This is a genomic window from Thermococcus sp. (genome assembly GCF_027008145.1).
Taxonomy (GTDB): Archaea; Methanobacteriota_B; Thermococci; order Thermococcales; family Thermococcaceae; genus Thermococcus.
In genome coordinates this window covers 1-19,653 of sequence record NZ_JALTCZ010000066.1, presented here as the reverse complement: position 1 = coordinate 19,653, position 19,653 = coordinate 1, and the positions used below count along the sequence as shown (strand labels likewise).

The 19,653-nt window shown below is 54.5% G+C and carries 21 protein-coding genes and 2 pseudogenes; 9 read left to right on the top strand and 14 right to left on the bottom strand.

Annotated elements, in window-relative coordinates:
- The 6 genes from MVD07_RS03260 to eif1A are packed head-to-tail and all read right to left on the bottom strand — an operon-like array spanning window position 1 to window position 5,931.
- Window positions 1–1,248, bottom strand: coding sequence for a DUF530 family protein (locus tag MVD07_RS03260; protein WP_297498583.1), 1,248 nt, complete (start codon window positions 1,246–1,248; stop codon window positions 1–3).
- Window positions 1,245–2,402, bottom strand: a complete 1,158-nt coding sequence (locus MVD07_RS03255; protein ID WP_297498581.1) for a DNA topoisomerase IV subunit A — start codon at window positions 2,400–2,402, stop codon at window positions 1,245–1,247. The genes MVD07_RS03260 and MVD07_RS03255 overlap by 4 nt, the downstream gene beginning before the upstream one ends.
- Entirely contained in the window at window positions 2,395–4,083 is a 1,689-nt protein-coding gene (gene top6B, locus MVD07_RS03250; protein WP_297498577.1) for a DNA topoisomerase VI subunit B, read from the bottom strand. The genes MVD07_RS03255 and top6B overlap by 8 nt, the downstream gene beginning before the upstream one ends.
- 2 nt (window positions 4,084–4,085) lie before the next feature.
- Complete coding sequence (locus tag MVD07_RS03245) at window positions 4,086–4,775, bottom strand: KH domain-containing protein (RefSeq protein ID WP_297498574.1); 690 nt, start codon at window positions 4,773–4,775, stop codon at window positions 4,086–4,088.
- A 4-nt stretch (window positions 4,776–4,779) separates the two neighbouring features.
- Entirely contained in the window at window positions 4,780–5,553 is a 774-nt protein-coding gene (locus tag MVD07_RS03240; protein WP_297498571.1) for a serine protein kinase RIO, read from the bottom strand.
- Between the two features lie 15 nt (window positions 5,554–5,568).
- On the bottom strand, window positions 5,569–5,931 hold the full coding sequence (eif1A, locus tag MVD07_RS03235) for a translation initiation factor eIF-1A (protein ID WP_297498624.1): 363 nt from the start codon (window positions 5,929–5,931) through the stop codon (window positions 5,569–5,571).
- Between the two features lie 172 nt (window positions 5,932–6,103).
- Here eif1A and MVD07_RS03230 point away from each other — a divergent pair, with 172 nt between their 5' ends.
- Genes MVD07_RS03230 through rnhB form a run of 3 tightly spaced genes read left to right on the top strand, consistent with a single transcriptional unit; the run spans window position 6,104 to window position 8,381 of the window.
- Complete coding sequence (locus MVD07_RS03230) at window positions 6,104–6,892, top strand: metal ABC transporter ATP-binding protein (RefSeq protein ID WP_297498621.1); 789 nt, start codon at window positions 6,104–6,106, stop codon at window positions 6,890–6,892.
- Window positions 6,889–7,716 (top strand): metal ABC transporter permease, encoded by an 828-nt coding sequence (locus tag MVD07_RS03225; RefSeq protein ID WP_297498567.1) that lies wholly within the window; start codon window positions 6,889–6,891, stop codon window positions 7,714–7,716. The genes MVD07_RS03230 and MVD07_RS03225 overlap by 4 nt, the downstream gene beginning before the upstream one ends.
- Window positions 7,713–8,381 (top strand): ribonuclease HII, encoded by a 669-nt coding sequence (rnhB, locus tag MVD07_RS03220; protein ID WP_297498564.1) that lies wholly within the window; start codon window positions 7,713–7,715, stop codon window positions 8,379–8,381. The genes MVD07_RS03225 and rnhB overlap by 4 nt, the downstream gene beginning before the upstream one ends.
- On the opposite strand, the gene MVD07_RS03215 is transcribed toward rnhB, so the two are convergent.
- A complete protein-coding gene (locus tag MVD07_RS03215; RefSeq protein ID WP_297498619.1) occupies window positions 8,359–9,759 on the bottom strand; it encodes a dolichyl-phosphate-mannose--protein mannosyltransferase in 1,401 nt (466 codons plus the stop codon). The genes rnhB and MVD07_RS03215 overlap by 23 nt on opposite strands.
- A 59-nt stretch (window positions 9,760–9,818) precedes the next feature.
- Here MVD07_RS03215 and MVD07_RS03210 point away from each other — a divergent pair, with 59 nt between their 5' ends.
- On the top strand, window positions 9,819–10,970 hold the full coding sequence (locus tag MVD07_RS03210) for a methyltransferase domain-containing protein (protein WP_297498561.1): 1,152 nt from the start codon (window positions 9,819–9,821) through the stop codon (window positions 10,968–10,970).
- On the opposite strand, the gene MVD07_RS03205 is transcribed toward MVD07_RS03210, so the two are convergent.
- Window positions 10,965–11,153, bottom strand: coding sequence for a hypothetical protein (locus MVD07_RS03205; protein ID WP_297498616.1), 189 nt, complete (start codon window positions 11,151–11,153; stop codon window positions 10,965–10,967). The two genes, MVD07_RS03210 and MVD07_RS03205, sit on opposite strands and share 6 nt — an antisense overlap.
- A 110-nt stretch (window positions 11,154–11,263) precedes the next feature.
- Here MVD07_RS03205 and glmS point away from each other — a divergent pair, with 110 nt between their 5' ends.
- Window positions 11,264–13,072: a glutamine--fructose-6-phosphate transaminase (isomerizing) gene (glmS, locus tag MVD07_RS03200; protein ID WP_297498558.1), complete on the top strand. Its 1,809-nt coding sequence runs from the start codon at window positions 11,264–11,266 to the stop codon at window positions 13,070–13,072.
- A gap of 10 nt (window positions 13,073–13,082) precedes the next feature.
- On the top strand, window positions 13,083–16,013 hold the full coding sequence (locus MVD07_RS03195; protein ID WP_297498614.1) for an STT3 domain-containing protein: 2,931 nt from the start codon (window positions 13,083–13,085) through the stop codon (window positions 16,011–16,013).
- Window positions 16,014–16,019: 6 nt separating this feature from the next.
- Here the strand turns inward: MVD07_RS03195 and MVD07_RS03190 are convergent, their stop codons facing one another.
- Complete coding sequence (locus MVD07_RS03190; protein WP_297498555.1) at window positions 16,020–16,424, bottom strand: ParB/RepB/Spo0J family partition protein; 405 nt, start codon at window positions 16,422–16,424, stop codon at window positions 16,020–16,022.
- A gap of 90 nt (window positions 16,425–16,514) precedes the next feature.
- On the opposite strand from MVD07_RS03190, the gene MVD07_RS03185 reads away from it, so the two are divergent.
- Window positions 16,515–17,210, top strand: coding sequence for a hypothetical protein (locus MVD07_RS03185; protein WP_297498552.1), 696 nt, complete (start codon window positions 16,515–16,517; stop codon window positions 17,208–17,210).
- Window positions 17,211–17,282: 72 nt separating this feature from the next.
- Here the strand turns inward: MVD07_RS03185 and MVD07_RS10935 are convergent.
- The 3 genes and pseudogenes from MVD07_RS10935 to MVD07_RS10925 all read right to left on the bottom strand — a co-directional run.
- A pseudogene (locus tag MVD07_RS10935) lies at window positions 17,283–17,402 on the bottom strand (adenylate kinase); the annotation flags it as partial.
- 118 nt (window positions 17,403–17,520) lie between these two features.
- A pseudogene (locus MVD07_RS10930) lies at window positions 17,521–17,688 on the bottom strand (nucleoside monophosphate kinase); the annotation flags it as partial.
- A gap of 7 nt (window positions 17,689–17,695) precedes the next feature.
- Window positions 17,696–17,776: a hypothetical protein gene (locus MVD07_RS10925; protein ID WP_366078449.1), complete on the bottom strand. Its 81-nt coding sequence runs from the start codon at window positions 17,774–17,776 to the stop codon at window positions 17,696–17,698.
- Window positions 17,777–17,889: 113 nt separating this feature from the next.
- Between MVD07_RS10925 and MVD07_RS03175 the strand changes: the two genes are divergently transcribed.
- Window positions 17,890–18,336 (top strand): single- stranded DNA-binding family protein, encoded by a 447-nt coding sequence (locus MVD07_RS03175; protein ID WP_297498611.1) that lies wholly within the window; start codon window positions 17,890–17,892, stop codon window positions 18,334–18,336.
- Here MVD07_RS03175 and trmY read toward each other — a convergent pair.
- Window positions 18,320–18,928, bottom strand: coding sequence for a tRNA (pseudouridine(54)-N(1))-methyltransferase TrmY (gene trmY / locus MVD07_RS03170; RefSeq protein WP_297498549.1), 609 nt, complete (start codon window positions 18,926–18,928; stop codon window positions 18,320–18,322). The genes MVD07_RS03175 and trmY overlap by 17 nt on opposite strands.
- 1 nt (window position 18,929) lies before the next feature.
- Window positions 18,930–19,316, bottom strand: a complete 387-nt coding sequence (locus MVD07_RS03165) for a DUF2095 family protein (RefSeq protein ID WP_297498546.1) — start codon at window positions 19,314–19,316, stop codon at window positions 18,930–18,932.
- A gap of 59 nt (window positions 19,317–19,375) precedes the next feature.
- On the opposite strand from MVD07_RS03165, the gene MVD07_RS03160 reads away from it, so the two are divergent.
- On the top strand, window positions 19,376–19,653 hold a 278-nt coding region (locus MVD07_RS03160), incomplete at its 3' end, for a DUF123 domain-containing protein (protein WP_297498543.1).

The following is a 19,653-nucleotide window of genomic DNA, read 5'->3' as shown; positions in this document are numbered from 1 at the left end:
TCACCCCTGGAGGAGGTCAAGGAAGCGCTTTGCCCTCTCGCTCTTGGGCATGAACTTCTCGAACTTGTCCGTGCTGGGGAACAGAACCCTGTGAAGGCCAGAGATAACGAACTTCCTGATAGCTTCCCTGAGTTCCTCCCCGTCTATGCCAAGGATCTCGGCGATCCTCTCCTCGTCGTAGTCGCTCATGCCGTAGAGCATAACCCCACCTAGGAGGTAGTTTGGTATGCTGCTGATGTCCTTCTTCCTCCCAACGAGCTCTCGCTCAAGCTCACACTTTCTTATCAGGAACATACTCCCGGTTCCAGTCCTGAAGTTCTCCTCGTGCCTGAAGGGGAGGTCTAAAATCGAGTAGTGGCAGTCAACGCAGGCCTTTATCCCCGGATAGAGGCCGAGCATTTCCCTGTCCGAGGGTGAGGTGAGAAAGTAGTAGCGGAAGATGTCGAGGCCGAGCTTTTCAGCCCCCCTCTTCGGGTCGAGGATGGCATAGGCCAGCGCGAGGTTGTCCACGGTGTAGTGGTTGTTTATAAGAACTCCCCTCGTTTTAACGAAGCTCAGAACACGCCAGCGGAAGCGCCTGCCGAAGCGCTTCCTCAGCTCCATCTCTATATCCGCATTTGTCGGAAGGTCAAGTCTGGCCTTCCTCAGCCTGTTGTTTTCAAAGTACTCTACCTCTATTCTCAAACTCCTCGTCCTGACGGTTCCCCTCTCCCTGAGCTTCCCCTTTATGAACTTGAAGGTCTCCCTGACGTTAACGCCCTCCCTCGCGAGCAGTCTAAGGACGTCCCCTGAGTAGGCAAGATGGGGAAGTACCTCAAGCCTGCCGAGGCGGAAGGGCCTTTTCTCAGCCCTAACCTTCCCGGCATTCTCCTTCCTAATCTCATCCAGGCCTATCCCCTTCTTCCCAAGGAAAAAGGAGTAGTCGGCGGAGATGTGGGCGAGAGCTATCTTGTGGGCTGTAATTGCCGAGCGGAGCCTCTCAAGGGCTAGAGTCCTGTTGTGCTTCTTCCTGTATATCCACTGGAGATGCGGGTCACGGCTCTTCTTGTCCACGAACCTGACCGAAGGAGCCGTGTCGCCAACGCGCCTCTCAAGCTCTTCCTCAAGCTCGCCCAGCAGGGAGAGGTTGGACTTCAGGGTGAGGGCCAGCTCGACCGGGTCGAACCTCTCAAAGTGCCTGCCGAGGTCTATCCCGATGTCGTCGAGTATCTTGTTCACTTGGGCGACGAGCTCCTCGGTCGTTGTCATGGCAACAGATCACCGCTGTTTATCTTTTCGGGCAGGTAATCCTTAGCCACGAACTCGAGGGACTTGTTTGCTAAGGCCTGCTGTTCAATCCTGACCCCCCACTTGAGGGCCAGCTTGAGCTGTCTCTGCCACTCCCTGTTCTGGAACCAAGGATACTCCATCTCCTCAAGGATTCTCTTGTAGTCGCCGGTAGGGCCACCCTTTTTATTCGGGGGAATTCCTTTCAGCTTCTCCGTGACGTTCTCAAGGCCGTAGCGCTTTATGTCGTCCATCGTCATCCCCACGAACTTGGCTTCGGGCGTTGCCAGCTTGTCGCTGAGGTAGGCAAGGTTAATCGAGCCCTGCTTGATCGTCGAGTAGATGTACCAACCGTAGGGGTCGCCATCTGTGAAGACTACTATCGGCAACCCCTCTTCGTAGTGGAGCCTGTGGATCAACCTTCTGACGCCACGCGATGCCTGACCCTGGGTTGCTATGATGAGGGCGTTCCCTCTCCTCGGGAACTTTTCCTCAATGAGACGGTCGGCCATAGCTGCAGTCTCAACGACTAAGGCGTAGTCAACGTTTATCTCCGAGAACTGGATGTGCTCAACCGTTCCAGGAACGGCCCAGCCACCCATTCCCAGCCTCGAGGCGTTGAACTCGTCTTCGCCGTCGCGGATGACTATGTCCCCGTAGATGTACCCACGCCTGTCCGCTGTGATGTGCATCTCCTCACGCAGGACGCCGAGCATTCTTTCGAGATCCTCTATGATTGGGTCGCTCTCGCGCTGGTCCTCGAAGGTGTTCTCCCTCGTCCCAGGAATGGTGTGCTTGTTGGCGTAGTAGGCTTCACGAAGGCTCGCGTGTTTGCTTTCGGCAACCAGACGCTTGACATAGGCCATGATGAGGAGTGTCTGCATAAACTTTCTCGCATGAGCCACGTTGAGGAAGTACCTCCTGGAGAGCTTGTTACCCATCCTGATTAGCCGGGACTTCTCGTCGAAGTAGACATTGTTCAGGCCACGCATGGGAATGTCAAAGTAAGGGTTCTTACCAGTCCTGATCTCCTCAAGGACCTTCCTCCCGTATTCTTCAAGCCTGCTGAGTACTCTCTTCGGGTCGTAGGAAAAGCGCTCCTTTGGCTTCTCGCGGTGGATTCTGCGCTTAGGCATTCTCGCTCACCTCCGCCGGGGACTCTTTGGAAGAGAAATGGTTTTCGATAAACCTGAGGAAGTACTCCTTGACCTCCCCCTCGGGCTCACCTGTCAGTATGCTTAACGCCCTCGCTATCTCGGGCACGTACTTCTCGAAGGTCTTCCTCTTCTTCACCTGGGCCATCTTCCTGTGCTTTCCGCTGAGGTATGTCTGCAGTCTCCTCCCGGCGTCCATTATGGCGAGACGTATCTCGTTGTATATCTCCTCAACACCCGCTATGCTCTGCTTCCCAGTCCCTGTGTATGGAACGTGGACCGATACCACGTTTATCATGAGAGCCAGAGGAGCCCTGTCGAGGTCGTCTATCCTGTACCTCTTCCAGTCAACTGAACGGGTAGCTTGAGTGGTCACACACGAGCCGGCATCGAAGAGGAGAGGAACCCTGTTGGCATATCTAAGGAGCTCGAAGCCAGCCGGAATCTCACCGCCGTAGGCAAGGCCAACCTCGACCTGGAAGGGGATCCCACCGGAGTAGACCTTTGGGGACCTCGTGACAGCGGTCACAAACTCCGGCTTGAGGATGCCGGCCAGGCCCTTTTCGATGTTCTCCTCGCCTATCGGCCTGAGGCCGTGAGTTGGAGGCGCGAGAAACTTCATGTACTTAAAGGCCTCAACGATCTCCTCTGCCTCGTGCCAGCTGAGCTTTTCCGGTGGATTCTCCATGAGCTTCGCTACCTGCTTGACGACTTTGGTGTAGCCCCTGAAGGAGCGAAGGACGGCTTTCACCTCGCCCTTCGTGAGCCTCTCGTAGAGCTGTTCCTGAACCTTCTTGTCCTTCTCGGTCTTTATGAGCCTTAAAGCGGCTATGTACTCAATGAGCTCATCAACCTTCTTCTCGCTTATGCGCGAGAACTCGCCTATAAGGAAGCGCCTTACCGTTTGCCGCTTGGTCTTCTTCGCCATCCTGTAAACGTCATCAGTCAGTACCCCCTTGGGGTGAGGCTTCATCTCCACCGGCGGCTTGGGAACCTCGTCGCTCGACCGCGGGAACACTATGAGCCTGCCATCCGGTTCAATCAGCTCGATGTGGGCATGGGGATTGGCTATGGCAGTAAGCTTGAGATACCAGTAAACACCCTGCTTTGAGCGCATGTACTTAACGTTTTTGACCTCGAGCTCTATCCTTGTGCCGTGCCAATTCTCCGGGTTGGGGTGCCTCTCCTTCTTTACGATTTTGCCCTCGTTCTTGTCGACGTCGATCTTAACCCCGGCCTCGATTATATCGTCCCCTGTCGAGGTTATAACGCGCGTTGCCTTTCCGCTCGTTATTTGGGCGAACATTACTGCACCGCTTATTCCGAGACCCTGTTGACCGCGGCTCTGGATGTTCCTGTGTGCTTTGGTTCCGGCCAGCATCTTTCCGAAGACGTGGGTTATGTACTTCTCCGGGATTCCCGGCCCGTTGTCTTCCACAACGACTTTGTAGTGCTCCCTGCCGAGTTCTTCAATCTCGACCCTTATGTAGGGAGAAATGCCGGCCTCTTCACACGCATCAAGGGAGTTGGTCACCGCCTCGTGGACAAGCGTTGTGAGCGAGCGGACTTTGCCCGTGTAGCCGAGCATTGCCGCGTTCCGCCTGAAGAACTCGCTGACGCTCTGGATTTTGAACTCCTTAAAGAGCTGACTCGCCTCTGCCATACTCATTCCTCCTCAAAATCCCTTTCAAGTGCCTCGTAGTAGGCCGAGCTTTCCAGTTCGAGGTCTTTCTTCCTCCTCTCAAGGTATTTGTAAACAACACCATGGGGGGAGCCCTTTGCGAGCTTTTCTATGGCCGTCTTGGCCACCTCCACTTGAATGGGGTTGCCTATTATTGCAACGGTCTTCCCGTAAACGCTGACGTCAGCCCCGCTCATCTCCTCGATTATCTCCCTTGTCCTGCCCTTCCTGCCGATTATCCTTCCCCTGACCCTAGGGAGGGCGTTCTTGTCGTTACCGATTATAATGTCCGGCAGGTTTATGACCTCAAGGGTCTCCCCCTCGTTAAAGAGCCTGAAGGCCCTCCCCGGGGAGAAGCCCCTGCCAATGGCGACGACAATGTCTCTTGCTTTCCACACCGCAAGGGGATCCCTGGTGTCCTTGGTTGAGGTTATAAAGACTTCTCCGGTCTCGCTGTCAACCTCTATCCTTGTGCCGGTTCTCGTCTCAATTTCCTTCTTGGTCTGACCTTTCTTCCCTATGAGGACGGCTATCCTCTCCTTCGGAATTCTAACGAACTCCTCCTGCTCCCCCTCAGTAAAATAGCTTATTTCATCCCCCTTTTCTTCCTCAGCGATCCTTCCGTCCTTATCGATCCTCTCATACTTCTTGAGGAGTCTCTCAAACTCATCCATTCTCTCACCCCAACAGCTCGCGGAGCTTTTCATCGTAATCGTCAACATCAACGCCCTTTCTCGCGAAGTAGCTTATCACGTTCCTCAGATCCCTCTTCAGGAGCTCGACGCTCATCCTGTTTCTTTTCACCGTTGCCTGCGACCAGTCAATTATTACCGGAGAGCCCTGGAGGAGGATGTTGTACTCGCTCAGATCGCCATGCACCATACCCCCGCGCTTCCAGAGCCTCTCTATAACCCCGATGAGGTGGGAGTAAAGCCCCTCAAAGTCCTCCCTCGAGAGGAACTTCTCGACGTCCTTAAGCCTCGGGGCAGGTGTTTCGTCCCCTATGAACTCCATCACCAGGACGTTGTTTCTGAAGGCTATAGGTTCCGGAGCGCGGACAGCGTACTTGATGGCCCGCTGGAGGTTCTTAAATTCTCTCCTCGTCCACTGAAAGACGAGCCTCCTCATGTCCTTCGGAAGGTAGCCGACGCGCGGGTCTGCAGCAAGGTACTCCCATATTCTCCTGAACTCAGTCGTATAAGTTCTGTATATCTTCACCGCAACCCTTCTGCCCTCGCCGTCAACCCCGGCGAAGACGTTGGCCTCTTTGCCGGTGCTTATGACACCGTAGAGCCCCTCAATTTTCCCGCGCCTGTGGAGGTAAGCGAGCGCCTCTCTAGTTGTCCTGTCAAAGACCTCGTTAGCTATCTTGTAGAGTTCGCTGTCCTTCTCTCGCCTCTCCCTGAGACCAAGGACTTCCTCGATTTCCCTCTCAATGAGTTCTTCCCTCATGAGCCATCACTCGGCTCAAAGCAGGAGCTCCCCGCCGGTGAGGAAGTCCTGGGTTATCTTACCCTTCCTGAGGAGCCAGTCGACCTGGGTTCTCGTGTAGCGGTAGACTATGTCGCCCCTTTCTTCACTCTGGACTGACCAGGGCTGGACTATGACGACGTCTCCAACGCGCATCCACATCCTTCTCCTCAGCTTGCCCGGAATCCTGCATCGTCTTATTCTGCCATCCTCACAGCGGACGTCCATCCATCCCGCTCCGAGGGCCTGCTCTATAACTCCGAATAGCTGTCCCTTACTCCTATCAGGGAGGGGAACGCGAATTACCTCCTCCCCCTCAACGTGCCTGTTCTTTTTTCTTCCATTCCTGCGGTACGCCATGAGCATCACCTCCCTCCGCTCTCCTTTACCCCTTATAAGCTTACCCCCGCAAAAATTCTTCACTTGGAGTTCAGGAGAAATTTTAAAAATTTTTTGCAACAAACGGAACAACGATATCCCCTGCACATGAAAGCTTAAAAGGACACCCCGTAAAAGGAGCTTGGTTGGTAAGATGGACGCGGTAAGGGCTGAGGGCCTAACAATATCCTACGGAGGGAAGTCAGCGCTCAGTGACGTTACCTTTACGCTGGAAGAGGGGAAAACTCTACTCCTGCTCGGACCCAACGGCGCTGGAAAGACGAGCCTGCTAAAAACTATAGCGTGCTTCCATAGGGAATACCGGGGGAAGATTGAGGTCTTCGGGAGGAAACCCTGCAATGCGAGGGAGCTGATCGGCTACGTCCCTCAGAGCCATTCCCTCAACGAGCGCGTCCCGCTCACAGCCCTTGAAGTCGTCGCGATGGGCGGAATATACAGGAGGGGCTTCGCCCACTTCAGAATACCTTCCAAAGTCATAGAAAAGGCAAAGGGAGTCCTGAACTTCGTCGGACTGGGTGGAATGGAGAACAGACTGTTCAGGGAACTGAGTGGGGGTCAAAAGCAGAGGATTCTCCTCGCGAGGGCCCTGATGAGCGACCCAAAGCTCCTCCTTCTGGATGAACCCCTATCAGCGCTCGACCCCAGCGCCAGAGCTGAGGTCGCAAACGTCCTGAGCAAGATAAAGAACGAGAAAAGGGTAACGATGATAATAACCACCCACGACATAAACCCCCTCCTCGGAGTAGGCGACCTTGTTATGCTCATTAACAAGAGGTTGATAGCCTTCGGAAGGCCTGAGGCTGTTCTCACCGATAAGGTCGTGAAGTCCGTTTACGGCCCGCTGGCGAGGGTAATACCCGTTGGAGGCAGGGTTTACTGCATAACCGGGGACTTCCATATCCACAGGGGTGGACACCTATGATCCCGGAGTTCATCCTGAGGGCCCTTCTCGCGAGCATTATGGTGAGCGTCCTGCTCGGTTTTCTCAGTCCAATAATAAACACCAAGGGGCTGGCGTTTCTAACACACGCACTTTTTCATGCACTCCTCTTCGGGGCGGTTCTTGGGATGATACTCGCACTCCTGCTGAACAGCTACTCCCTCGTCATGATTGTCGCCCTGGTTGCAACGGTTGTAATAGTCATCACAATAGCGGAGCTGGAGAAGATAGGATTCACCCCTGATTCGGCCGTTGGAATAACCGCGAGCTTTGCTGCCGGACTGACCGTCCTCGGCTTCGGGATACTCTACAAGGTCATGGCGACGAGACCCTACTTCCCCCTAACGGAGAACATAGTTTCCTACCTCACCGGCGATATATTCCTAGTCTCCCTCAGCGACCTCACCCTTTTAGTGGCAGGTGGGACGGTAATATTCTTCGCCCTCCTCCTTCTTTATAGGGACTTCCTCTACCTGAGCTTTGACCCAGAGGGAGTCGAAAGCTACGGCGGCAACGCCAGAGTTTACCTCATGGTTTTATACGTCATAGTTGGAACGATAGGGGCTCTGATAGTCCAAACCGTCGGACTGATAACCCTTCAGGTTATTGCCATCCTGCCGGGGGCGATAGCCCTGATGGTCAGCAACGACTTGAGGAAGGTTCTCGCTGTGAGCTTCTTCACCACCCTCACCGTCCAGCTGTCGTCAATTGTTCTGGCTTATTACACCGCAATCCCCCCGAGCGGCATAGCCACCATAATCTTGGGGATTGTCTACGGGGTTCTCCTCGCGAGGTGGAGGGGATGAAGGTAGCGGGAATAGATGAAGCTGGAAGGGGGCCGGTGATAGGACCGATGGTTATAGCGACGGCCGTTTTCGACGACTCAAAGCTCCCCGAACTGAAGGCCCTTGGGGTGAGGGACTCGAAAAGGTTGAGGGCAAAGAGGAGGGAAAAACTCTTCGGGAAGATAGTGAAGCTCGCCGACGACTACGTTATCCTGACTGTTTCGTCTGAGGAGATAGACTCCCGCTGGGGGACAATGAACGAGCTCGAAGTTGAGAAGTTCAGCGAGGTCCTGAACGGACTGAAGGTCAAACCGGATGTCGTCTACATAGATTCGGCGGACGTCGAGGAGGCCCGCTTCGGGGAGAAAATACGGAAAAGGCTAGGCTTCGAGGTTAAGGTCATAGCCGAGCACAGGGCCGATGACAAGTTCCTCCCTGTCTCGGCTGCCTCCATCCTGGCCAAGGTAGAGAGGGACAGGGCAATAGAGGAGCTGAAGAAGGAATACGGTGAAATCGGCTCTGGCTACCCGAGCGACCCGAGGACAAGGGCTTTCCTCGAAAGCTATTACCGCGAGCACAACGCCTTTCCCCCAATAGTGAGGAAGAGCTGGAAAACGCTGAGGAAGATAGAGGAGAAACTGAAAAAAGAGCGAAGGGGACAACTCACCCTTGAGGCCTTTCTCTAGCGGGCCTGAACCTTCTGAGGAGGGCAAGGAATTTTCCAAGCACTTTCCTGTAAAAGCCCAGCGACTCCCTGAAGGCCTCCCAGCGGAGGAGCTCGTTCAGCGAAACACCCATGACGACCGCCGCAGGGGGGACTAGAACCGTTGTGTAGAAGGTGAACTGCGTCTTCCCGCCGAGGGCATACTGAAGGGCAAAGAACCCCACCGTGCTCCAGAAGACAAGGAACGGCTCGATAACCTTCGGCTTCCTTCTGTAGAGCCAGGGCATGGCAAGGATGAAAACGACCATGGAGAGCAGCAGGACTGGATCTGTTGATGCCACCACGTCCGGGCCGTAGTGGAAGTAGAAGGGCCTGTAGTCGACGAACCATCCCCAGAAAGGCGAGGGGTTGGGGTTTGGTCCCTTATAGCTCAGGTGCCACTTGAAGCTCCCAAGGAACTGTCTCAGCCAGGGCTCAAAGCCTATGGCCTTTATTATCGTGAGCTCTGGGATTAGAAAGGCCACTGTCGGAATTACGACGACGACCAGCATGAACCTCACGAACGAGTTTTCCCTTTTCAGGGCCTTCCACAGGAGGACGGGCCACCCGAAGGCCCCACTGAGCTTAACGGCAGAGGCCAAACCGAGAAAGGTAGCCGATGTGAACTCCCTCTCGTAGGCGAGGGCCAGGACAAAAAGGCCCACGAAGAAGGCCACGTGGATGTCGAGCATGGCAGTAACGGATGTTGCCTGCAGGGTTGGGTCGGCCGTGACGAAGGCAAGGGCTATCAGCGACGCGAGGTAGCTCCGGCTGATTTTATACGTTGCGAGGACGACGACCAGCTCAAGTAGGGCGAACTCGATTATGCCCGGGAGGCGCCAGTTGATCGGCTCGTCGCCTAGAGCGACCATCGAGAGCATTATGATGTCCTTTCCAAGAAAGGGGTGCTCGGTGTTGAGATACTTTTGAATATCGTCCTTGTCAGGGTATTCATAGCCGGGGACGACGTAGTAGCTCCCTTTAGGCAGGTCAAGCGACAGCTCCTTGAGAAACCTCCGGTAATAGGCCTTTGGAATGTCATAGTAAACGCCCGGGAAGTTGTTGTACTCCCTCCTGAATGTTGCACCGTTAATAGCGGCTATTCCATCGGCGGTGCTCATGTAGAGCATCTTGGCAGTCTCGTTGCTGAATATCACGTTGACCCCGTAGCTCCCGTTGAACTCGTAGGTGACGTTCACCCCGAGTATATGGAGGACGTTCCTACTGGCAGGGACATACCAAACCTCGTCGCCCATGTAGCCGTTCAGTGCTGGCTGGGAGGCGAAGTTGTAGTCGTAAAGGAAGGTTCCTACCATCGTTATCATGACGATTGCCCAGAAGACAACGAACTTCCAGTTCATCTCCTGCACCGCTGGGAGTTCCCAACAAATGTTTTTAAGCCTCTCCCTTAGCTAAGAACATGCTCGAAGGGGTCACGGAAGAGAGGGTAAAAGGGGCCATTGAGATGATAAGACAGGGCCTCGACGGGAGGAAGATCCGCGCGAGGCTTGGAAAGGACTGGGAGCTCATAGCGGGGATAGCGCGGGCGAGGATAAAGGCAAAGGACAAGTTCTCCCGCGATGACCTCTGGATGGACTTGGAGGGCCTCCGCTATGCGACCCACGAGGTTGTGGCCAGATACCGGGCAGAAAGGCTGGGAGAGCTTAGAATCAGGAGCATCGTCGACGTCTCCTGTGGGATAGGGATACAGCTCATCTTCTACGCCATGAAGGTTGAGAGGGCTTATGGAATCGACATCAACCCTCTTAAAGTTGAGTTCGCAAGGAGGAACGCAGAAAAGTACGGTGTGAAAAACATCGAGTTCATAAACGCCGACTCACTCGCTCCCGAGACTGTTGAGAGGATCGATGCCGATGTGATTTTCTCCGACCCCGCTCGGCCCCCCGAGATGCCTGAGAGAAGGCTGGAAGACCTCCTTCCAAGCCCCCTGAGGGTTTATAGGGCCTACTCAAAGAAAACCAACGCCTTCATCTTTGACCTGCCCCCGCAGATTAGACGGGATAGAGTCCCCTGGAAGGGCGAGTTCGAGTACATAGACCTCTTTGGAGCGCTCAACAGGCTCACATTCTACACCGAACCACTCACGAAGGCCGAGAGGAGCGCGGTGGTACTTCCAGCCGGGGTCAGGCTTGAGAGCGACCCGAGGTTGGAGAACATCGTCGAGTGGGCCGAGAAACCCGGCGAATACATCTACGAGATACCGCAGAGCGTGGATTATGCCGATTTGATAAACGAACTCTTCCACCTCCTCCCAGTTGAAGCAAAGATGCTCCTGCGCGAGAAGAGGAGGGTTTTAGCCACTGGAGACGAAGAAACCAAAAGCCCCTACCTCAAGAGAACCTACAGCGTTGTTGGGGTTCTTCCCTTTCATCCCCTCAGGATAAACGACTTCCTGAGGAAAGAGGGCTTTGGGAGGGCGACCCTCAAGGTGAGCGTTCCCCAGAACGAGTACTGGAAGCTCAGGAAGAGGATCGAAGCAAACCTTAAGGGCGAGAGGAGGGCCTTCGTCTTCAAGATTGGGGAGAAAGCGGTAATAGCGGAGGCCTTATAGCTTCTCAACTCTGGAGTTCCTTACCTTTTTCGAGCCAATTCGGAGCTGTTTGAAGTACTCGATGTGTTCTTCCGGAAGGAACGCGTCTAGGCTTGTCTCCCTGAGGCACTTCTTTTTCTTAGTCTCTCTCCCGTTCTTCCTTGGCTTCTCAGGCCCGATGAAGTCGTCGATCCTCATCGCCAACACCCCCCTATGATGGGGTCAAGCGTATAAAGGCTTTTTCCCGACAACCTCAGGAAAGCTTTTAACTCCGTGGGTTTATCCAGGAAAAGAGTAAGGATAAGGTGAGTGGCATGTGCGGTATCATCGGCTACATCGGCGACAGGCCGGCAGCGGAGGTAATAGTGAAGGGGCTCAAGAGACTTGAGTACAGGGGATACGACTCCGTTGGGGTTGTAACTGAAGAAAACGGCGTCCTTCACATACTCAAGGGGGCTGGAAGGATAGACGAAGTCGTTGAGAGGCTCGGACTCCACAGGATGCCCGGCAAGCGCGGTGTCGGCCACACCCGCTGGGCCACTCACGGAGTTCCCAACGATATAAACGCTCACCCCCAGAGGGACTGCACCGGGAAGATAGCCCTCGTCCACAATGGCATAATCGAGAACTTCTCGGAACTCAGGGCGGAGCTTCTCCAGAAGGGCCACAGGTTTGAGAGTGACACCGATACAGAGGTTATAGCCCACCTCATAGAAGAGGAACTTAAATCCGGGGGGAGCTTTGAGGAAGCCCTCAGGAGGGCTCTCTTAAAGTTAAAGGGCTCCTTTGCACTCGGAATAATCTACACTGAAGAACCTGACAGACTTTACTTCGTGAGGAACGAGAGCCCCCTTGTACTCGGCATAGGTAACGGGGAGATGTTCGCCGCGAGCGACGTTCCGGCATTTCTCGAATACACCAACAGGGTCGTTTTCCTCGACGACATGGAGTACGCGGTCGTCACGAAGGACTCGTGGGTCGTTAAGAGCCTCCTCACCGGAGAAGCCGTAAAGAAAGAGGTCAAGGAGGTAGGCTGGACCCTTGAGATGGCCGAGAAAGCTGGATTTCCCCACTTCATGCTCAAGGAGATATTCGAGCAGCCGAGGGCGTTGAGAGACGCTATACACGGAAACGCCGAGGCAGTCAAGCTTGTTGCGAGGGAGATAGGGAACTACGATAAGGTCTACTTCGTCGCAATGGGGACTTCCTACCATGCAGCCCTAGCCGGAAAATACCTCTTCCAGCGCCTCGTCAAGAAGGTTCCCATCGTGGAAGAGGCCAGTGAGTTCCGATACGAGTTCGAAGACCTCGTTGATGAAAACACACTTCTCATAGCGATAACCCAGAGCGGGGAAACCGCAGACACACTCGCAGCGATGAAGCTCGCCAAGGAGAAGGGCGCAAAGGTCCTGGCGATAGTCAACGTCGTTGGCAGTATGGCCACAAGGATAGCTGATCTAACCCTCTACACCCACGCGGGGCCCGAAATTGGAGTGGCAGCGACCAAGACCTATACGACCCAGCTGGCAGTTCTGACGATGCTCGCCATAGAGCTTGCCCGCATCCTCGGGACGGCCGAAGAGGAGTACCTCAACAGGCTTGAGGAGGAACTCAGGGAAGTGCCCAACAGGATGGAGGAAATACTGGGACTCAGCGATTCACTCAGGGAGCTCGCGGAGAGCCTGAAGGGGGGGCGGGACTTCTTCTACATAGGCAGAGGCATAGGCCTCCCAACGGCCCTTGAGGGGGCGCTGAAGCTCAAGGAGATAAGCTACATCCACGCCGAGGGGCTCAGCGCTGGTGAGCTGAAGCACGGCCCTCTGGCCCTCATCGAAGAGAACGTCCCCGTTGTCGCGATAGCCCCGAGCGGTAAGACCCTTGATAAGACCATAAGCAACATAGAGGAGGCGAGGGCGAGGGGGGCCTTCGTGATTTCCCTCGGAGACTCGGAAAAGCTGAGGAAAGTTTCCGAGGTCTTCATCGAGATGCCGGAACTGGACGAGTTGCTGAGCCCGATTCCATACATAGTCCCCCTCCAGCTCCTCGCTTATCATCTCGCGGTTTTGAGGGGCAACGACCCCGATAAGCCGAGGAACCTTGCCAAGTCTGTTACCGTTGAATGAGGTGGTGTCCATGAAAACGGACGTCAAGGAGAAAAGAAAAAAGAAGGGGCCGGGCCTTTCAAAGGCCTATGTTTACGCCCGTGACTGCGGCCTGCCCCTTGTGGCACTTATCTTCGCCTACATCGGGTTCAAAATAAGGGATGTAACGGCTGCCTACAAGACCTTCCTTGACCCGGATACGTTCTTCCACTACGAGATGTACAGGCAGGCAATAAGCCACTGGATTCCGAAGTACTACGCCTACGCCTATCCTCCGGCTGGTATAAAAGCTGAGGGCTACCTCGGTCTCTACACGATGCAGGCCCTCTTTTACAAAGTCACTCACGCGCTCTTCGGCACCAGCGTCCTGGGAGCTTTCAAGCTCTGGCCACCCTTTGTTGGGGCAATGATCGTCATAGCGGTCTACCTTATAGGCTGGAAGCTCCATTCCAACTGGGCTGGATTCTGGGGAGCGGCAATGGTTATGTTCTCAACTGCCAACATAACGAAGACCTACTCAGGAAACAACCGTGGTGAAGGGCCCTTCATGATGTTCTTCCTCTTCGCGGTGTTCTTCCTCCTCGTTTACATTGACGAGAAGAAGTGGAACTGGAAAAAGATAAGCAGCGCCATCCTCTTCCTGATCCTCAGCCCGATTTACATGGGGGTCTGGAACGGTAGTGAGCTCGGTGTCATGGTGCTCCTGACCCTCGGGGGACTCTACGCAATAGGCGTCTTTATCGCGGGCAGGATAGCACAGCTCAAAAGGTTCACAAAGGAGTACCTCTCGATTCTTGGTGTTTCAATACTCCTGGGACTGGCTGTGAGCTGGACCCGGTTCATCGGAATAGGAAACTTCCTCGTCTTCGCCTTCGAGGTTTATCTGGCGCTCCTTGTCCTCGTCGCCCTGATGCTCTACGGTAGGAGGCTCGGCCTTAAATACTCGGACAAGCTCCACAGGCTCGGAACCGTAAGTGCCGTTCTTGTCATCGGCTTTCTGGCATTCTACGGCTACTTTGGCAGGGATCTCTTCAAATTCCTCGGGCAGGCGACCCAGTCAAGCCCGCTCTACCAGACGGTTGCGGAACTCGCCAAGACCAGTTGGAGCCAGATTGCACCGTACTTCAGCATAAGGGGCAGCGACGGACTGGTGTTCTTCATAGCCCTGGCCGGCTTCTTCCTAGTTCTCTTCAAGTTAACGAAGAAGCTCAAGAGCGGGGCATACGACTGGTACAAGGAAACTTTCATAATCGTCTATTACCTTGCCACCATTTACCTGCTCCTCAACGCCATCCGTTTCTCATTCCAGGCCTCTGGACCGATTACCATACTTGCTGGAATACTCATAGGAGAAGCTTTCGTCCTCGTTGAGAGGATGAAGGAAAGCGCCGGGACAAAGGCCCTCTACGCCATCTTCCTCACGCTCCTCTTCATCCCCATGCCATACGTTGGGGCAAGCTATGCGATGACCCAGCAGGAGAACTCAATGGCCTATTACCGCTTCATAAACCCCAAGATGCCAGGCAGCGTCCCCGAGAGCTGGATGGACGCGCTCTCCTGGATAGCAAACCACAGCAGCCCTTACGATACGGTGATGAGCTGGTGGGACTACGGTTACTGGGAGGAGTCGAGCCTGCTGAGCCATAGAAGGGCAGTGAGCGACGGCGGTCACGGCTACGACAGGAGGTACATAATAGCTCGCTTCTTCTCGAGAACCAACGAGAAAGCCGAGGTCGACCTTGAAGCCTGGGAGGACAAGTACGTAATCACTTTCCTTGACCCCTTTGACAGGCAGAGCGACTTCGGGAAGTTCGGGGCGATAGCTTACCTCGGCGGCGCGATAAACTACGGCGAATACAGGAGCAACGCTATGTTCGGCTACGTCCAGAGCAACCAGATGACGGTTAAAAACAACACCGTCCTCGTCAAGTTCGGAAACGCCGTGTACGAGCCCTACCTGACAATAGACCTTACCAACGGCAAGGTATATCACGGGAAGCGCGCCGTCATCCCCTACGTCCTCTACATAACCTCCTACGGTGGCATACTGGCCTACAAAAAAATCGCCTTCAGCGACTACGTGAGGCTTGCGCTTGCCCTCCCCTTCTCGCTCAACCAGTGGGATGCACAGAAGCTCTTTGCCAACTTTAAGCTTGTCTATACAGCCTACAACGGCTACATTGAGAGAAACTACGGCGTCAAGGTGCCGAGCGTCAGAGTTTACGAGTTCAGGCCCTTTGGGGTTTACAGAATAGACGTGCTGGAAAACAAGACGTGGGTCTCGATATACAGCACCCTCTCCGGTGGAAAACTACCGACTGGAGAGCACGAGTTCCGTCTGTGGATTTCGGCCTTTGGGCGGGATATAAAGGATGGAAAGCTCGTCTTCGAGGCATACAACGGCACAAAGCTCATCGAGAGCAAGGTCGTTGTCGAGAACCTCAACATGAACTACCTCAACGAAACCCCCGTGATCCTTAAGCTCAATGTCCCCCGCGCCACCAAGTACCGGTTCATCCTCATCCAGAAGGGGCCGGTCGGGGTCACCAACGGCCCGGTCTACGTTAACGGCAAACTGGCCAGGCCCAGCGAACTTCTGAAGCCCGGGGAGAGCGGGACAATAAAGCTGACTGAGGCCTTCGATAAGGCCTACAAAAACGTGCAGTTCACCCTCAGGGGGGTGCTCTACTACTACGTGGCACCCAACGGCACGGACATCTACAAGAAGGGCTTTTACCTAGAACCTCACATGGAGATCGTCGGCTACGTTCCAGTGAAAACTCTCTCCGTGAAGAAGGGGGACAACATAATTGAAGGGAAGGCCTCCCTCCCGGCGGACTTCTTTAACAGGTACCTAGAGGAGATCTACAAGAAGTACGGCAGGAACAAGGTTGTAATAGTCAGCGAGAGGGTTGAGCCCATATTCCTCACGGAAAAGGCCTACATCATCTGGGAGGGCTGAGCCCTCCTAGTCCCTGACTATTTTTATGTCGGTCAGACTTTTAAGCCCGCTCTTCTCAGCTGTCCTGACTATTCCAGGGATAAAATCCCTCCCCGGTCTTAGAATCACTGCCTCAACCTCTCCAAAGCCAAGTTTCCAGAGGGCAAAGGCCCTGTGGTGACCGTCTACGATGTAGTATTTCTCCCCATAGGGAATGACGATTACGGGAGCATCGTAGCCGTGCTTTATCTCCTGGAGAACCACGATGAGCTTGGCCTCGTTAAGCTGGGCTTGAGTTGGGACGAGAGAACTCAGGGAGATGAACCTCCTTTCAGGCTCGAACTCAACCCCGTAGAGTGCCCGATATTCTTGGGCTATTCTCTCCGCCCGCCTTAGGGCTTCCTCACGGGTTATGAGATGCGGGCCACTCAAGTTGCTCACCTGCCCCCACGGGGAGACTATTGGGACAAAGCAGATTCAATGGAAACCCTTAAAGAGATTTGCCACAAACTACACTGGAGAATGGAAGGGTTGCTAGAAGTTGACCCTCCAGATTACTACCCTATAATTGACAAGCTTTTCGCCGACAAGCTCCAGGGAGCCCTCGAATCCTTTGGGGCAGTCGTGGAGGAGATGAGGGTCCGGGTCGTTCCAAAGGGACAGGAAATCAACCTGTTCTTCTACGTTGAGGCCTCGCGCAGGAGCTTTCAGGCCTACGACATAGAGAGCATAATCCAGGGAATCCTGGAAAAGCTCTGTGATGAGGCGACTTCCTCCTTCGGGGACTTCTACGGTGTCTCTTTTCACATAGCAGGCTTGGAGGTAAAGGAAGTCCCCAGGGGAAGCAGTAGAAGGGGTAGCATCTCCCTAACCGTTGAGGGGCCACAGGGGGTGAAGTCAGCCCTGGCCCGCGTCGGGAAGGGACTTGCCATAAAGCTGGGGGAGTGGGGCTACCAAGTGACGGCCCTGACCCTGAACATGGAGGAAGATGCAGTTAGGCTCACCGTTAGACCAGGACAGAAGCTCGACAGGGCCACCGAGATGAGTCTCTCGGACAGGCTTAAGGAAAGGGCGGAGGCTTACCTGAGGAGCCTGCTCGGAGTCAGCTACCAGGTTAGGGTTGAGATACTCAGTGAAGGGAAAGTCGAAGGAGACCTTTCCGAGAGGGACGATGTCAGGGAACTGATGAAGCACCTGAAGAACGGCCCCTCCCGCTGATGTAGTCGAGGAGCGGGCGTATCCTCTTCCAGACTTCCCCTATACATCCCTCGCCCTCACCCCTGACGTATATCACCCTCGACTTATAATCGGCTCCATGTTCTTGGTGTAGGTTTTATACCTTCCCCTCGCGACCTCCGGCAGGTCGTCCTCTCGCTTTACGAGCCTTGAGCCACAGACGTCGCAAATTCCCGGAACCCTGGAGGGCCTGTAGCGAAGGTGATAGACCGCAGTTGGGGCATATAAGCCTCCCGCTTATTCTCTCGACGCTCTCGTCCTCACTTATGAAAATCTCAAGGCAAGGTCGAGCTGTATGCCGTGGTCGTAGAGGTAGTTTTCGAAGACTATCACCTCTTCCCGGAGTCCTGGGGTAGCCGTCGAGGATGAAGTTATCCCTCCGTCGTCTGAGCCCGGATATAACCAATGTATTCACTATCGTGTCAGGTATCAGCTGGCCCTCGGCCAAATAGCGCTCCATCTCCCTGTCAAGTTCGCTCCCCCTCCCTTATCTCCTCCCTGATTATATCGCCGGAGGAGATGTAAGTCAGGCCGTAGCGCTCGACTATCCTGTGGGAGTGAGTGGACTTACCGCTCCCGGGGATCTAAAGATGGGTATGTTCACCGGCGACCACCATTAAGCATTTATGCACCTTTTGCGAATAGAACTTTGGTGGTGTCCATGAGGTTGAGCAGCGGTTATGTCAGGGCGAGCGGCTACGCCCACAAGGTTAGGCGCGTCCTTTTTGCCCTGACTAAGGGGAAGGTTGACCCCAAGGAGGTCGTCAGGGCCGCCGGTGAACTGAACCAAAGGCTCTTCGAGAAGTTCCAGGAGATGGGGGTTGCCAAGGAGGATGTCGTGAGAATAACCGTTGACTTTAATATTTCCAACGGCCAGATAGTCTGGGACTACGACTCCCTCAAGGTCGAGGTCTATAAGAAGTCTGAGGAGGAGAGGCTGGCAAAGGCCATGGAGGAGGTTGAAGAGAGGGAAAGGGAGCTTGAGGAGAAGGTTAAAGCCATTGAGGAGCTCTCCCTCAGCATCAAAAAGCTTGTTGATGAGCTCACCGAGAAGATCGAGGAGCTCAAGCAGGAGCACACCTCGCTGAGGCTCAAGGCTGAGGAGTGAGCGAGTCTAGGAATATGTTGACGAAGGCAGCGACATGAGAGGCCAGGTAGCTCTTCCTCCCGACGCTTATTTTTTCCGCTATCCCCTCAAGGAACCTCTCGTCCTCCCCCGGAAGACCTTCGTGGTCTCCGAGGACGAAGGCAACGTTCTGGGGAAAGCTCACCTCCTGAATGGGTCTCCCCTCCTCGTGGAGGTAGAAGAGCCTGGACTCCTTCACTGTTCTCCTCACGACGTCTTCAAACGTCATGTTGCTAATGTATAAACCCGGAAGGACTTCTAGTTCTCTGCTCGGTTCCCTGATGGCTTTTCCCGTCTCTAGGGCTCTTATTATCAGCTTCGCCGTGCTCCTCTCGTCCGGGTTGAGCCTGGCCCTGAGCCTCTGCCCTTCAAACCTTATAGCCTTTGGAGGATTTGGAGGACCATAGAGAAGCAACCATGCCCTTACATCCCTCCTAAAACCGTGGGAGAGAAGGAAGGTACTGTTCAAGAATCTGCAGAGCACATCTATCCTCCCGCTCGTCCCGGGGAGGTCGTCTAAACTGAAGTCCGGCGATGTGTGGGTCTTCGACGCCTTTATTATGAAAGTTCTCACCTCAGCGCCTCCCGTGCCTCTCGTACCAGCCCCACTCCTTCTTTGATCCAAAAGCCCTAACTCCTTTCTTCGCCAGCGTAACCCTAAGCTCCCTCGCCATCCCGGGGGTTATCTCGCCCCTCTCCTCCATCCAGTTGATTATCTCAAGGGCCTCCTCGTCGGTCTCGCATCTCCTCAAGAAGTCCATTATAGTAGGCTCGTAGCCCGAAAAGTCAACGGGTTCAGCCTCGACCTCCCCTTCCACCTCGCTGACACGATAGGCCTTTACTGGCAGGCTCTCATCCCCAAGCTCCCTTGCGAGGGCAGGGAAGGTCTTCTCAAACACCTCCTTCTCGTACTCCTGCCAGGCGAAGTCCTCTACGGGCCTTTTCTTTCTCTTCTCAACCATCCGACACACCGGACACAGTAGGGTCAAGGGTTTATAAATGATAAGCCGAAGGATGTTTCATGAAGGGCTCTTACTTCCTTGTGATACGCCTGAGGGGAGATAAGACTGTAAAGACAAGGGCTAGGGAGTTCTCCCTGAGGAAAGGCTACTACGTCTATGTGGGCTCTGCCATGAACTCGCTCGAAAAGAGGGTTGAGAGGCACTTCGCAAGGGAGAAAAAACTCCACTGGCACATAGACTACCTCCTGAAGGAGGCCGAGCTTTTGAGGGCCTATTTAATTCCAAGCGAGGAGAGGCTTGAGGAGAGGCTGTCTCTCGGAGTTTCCCGATTCGGGGC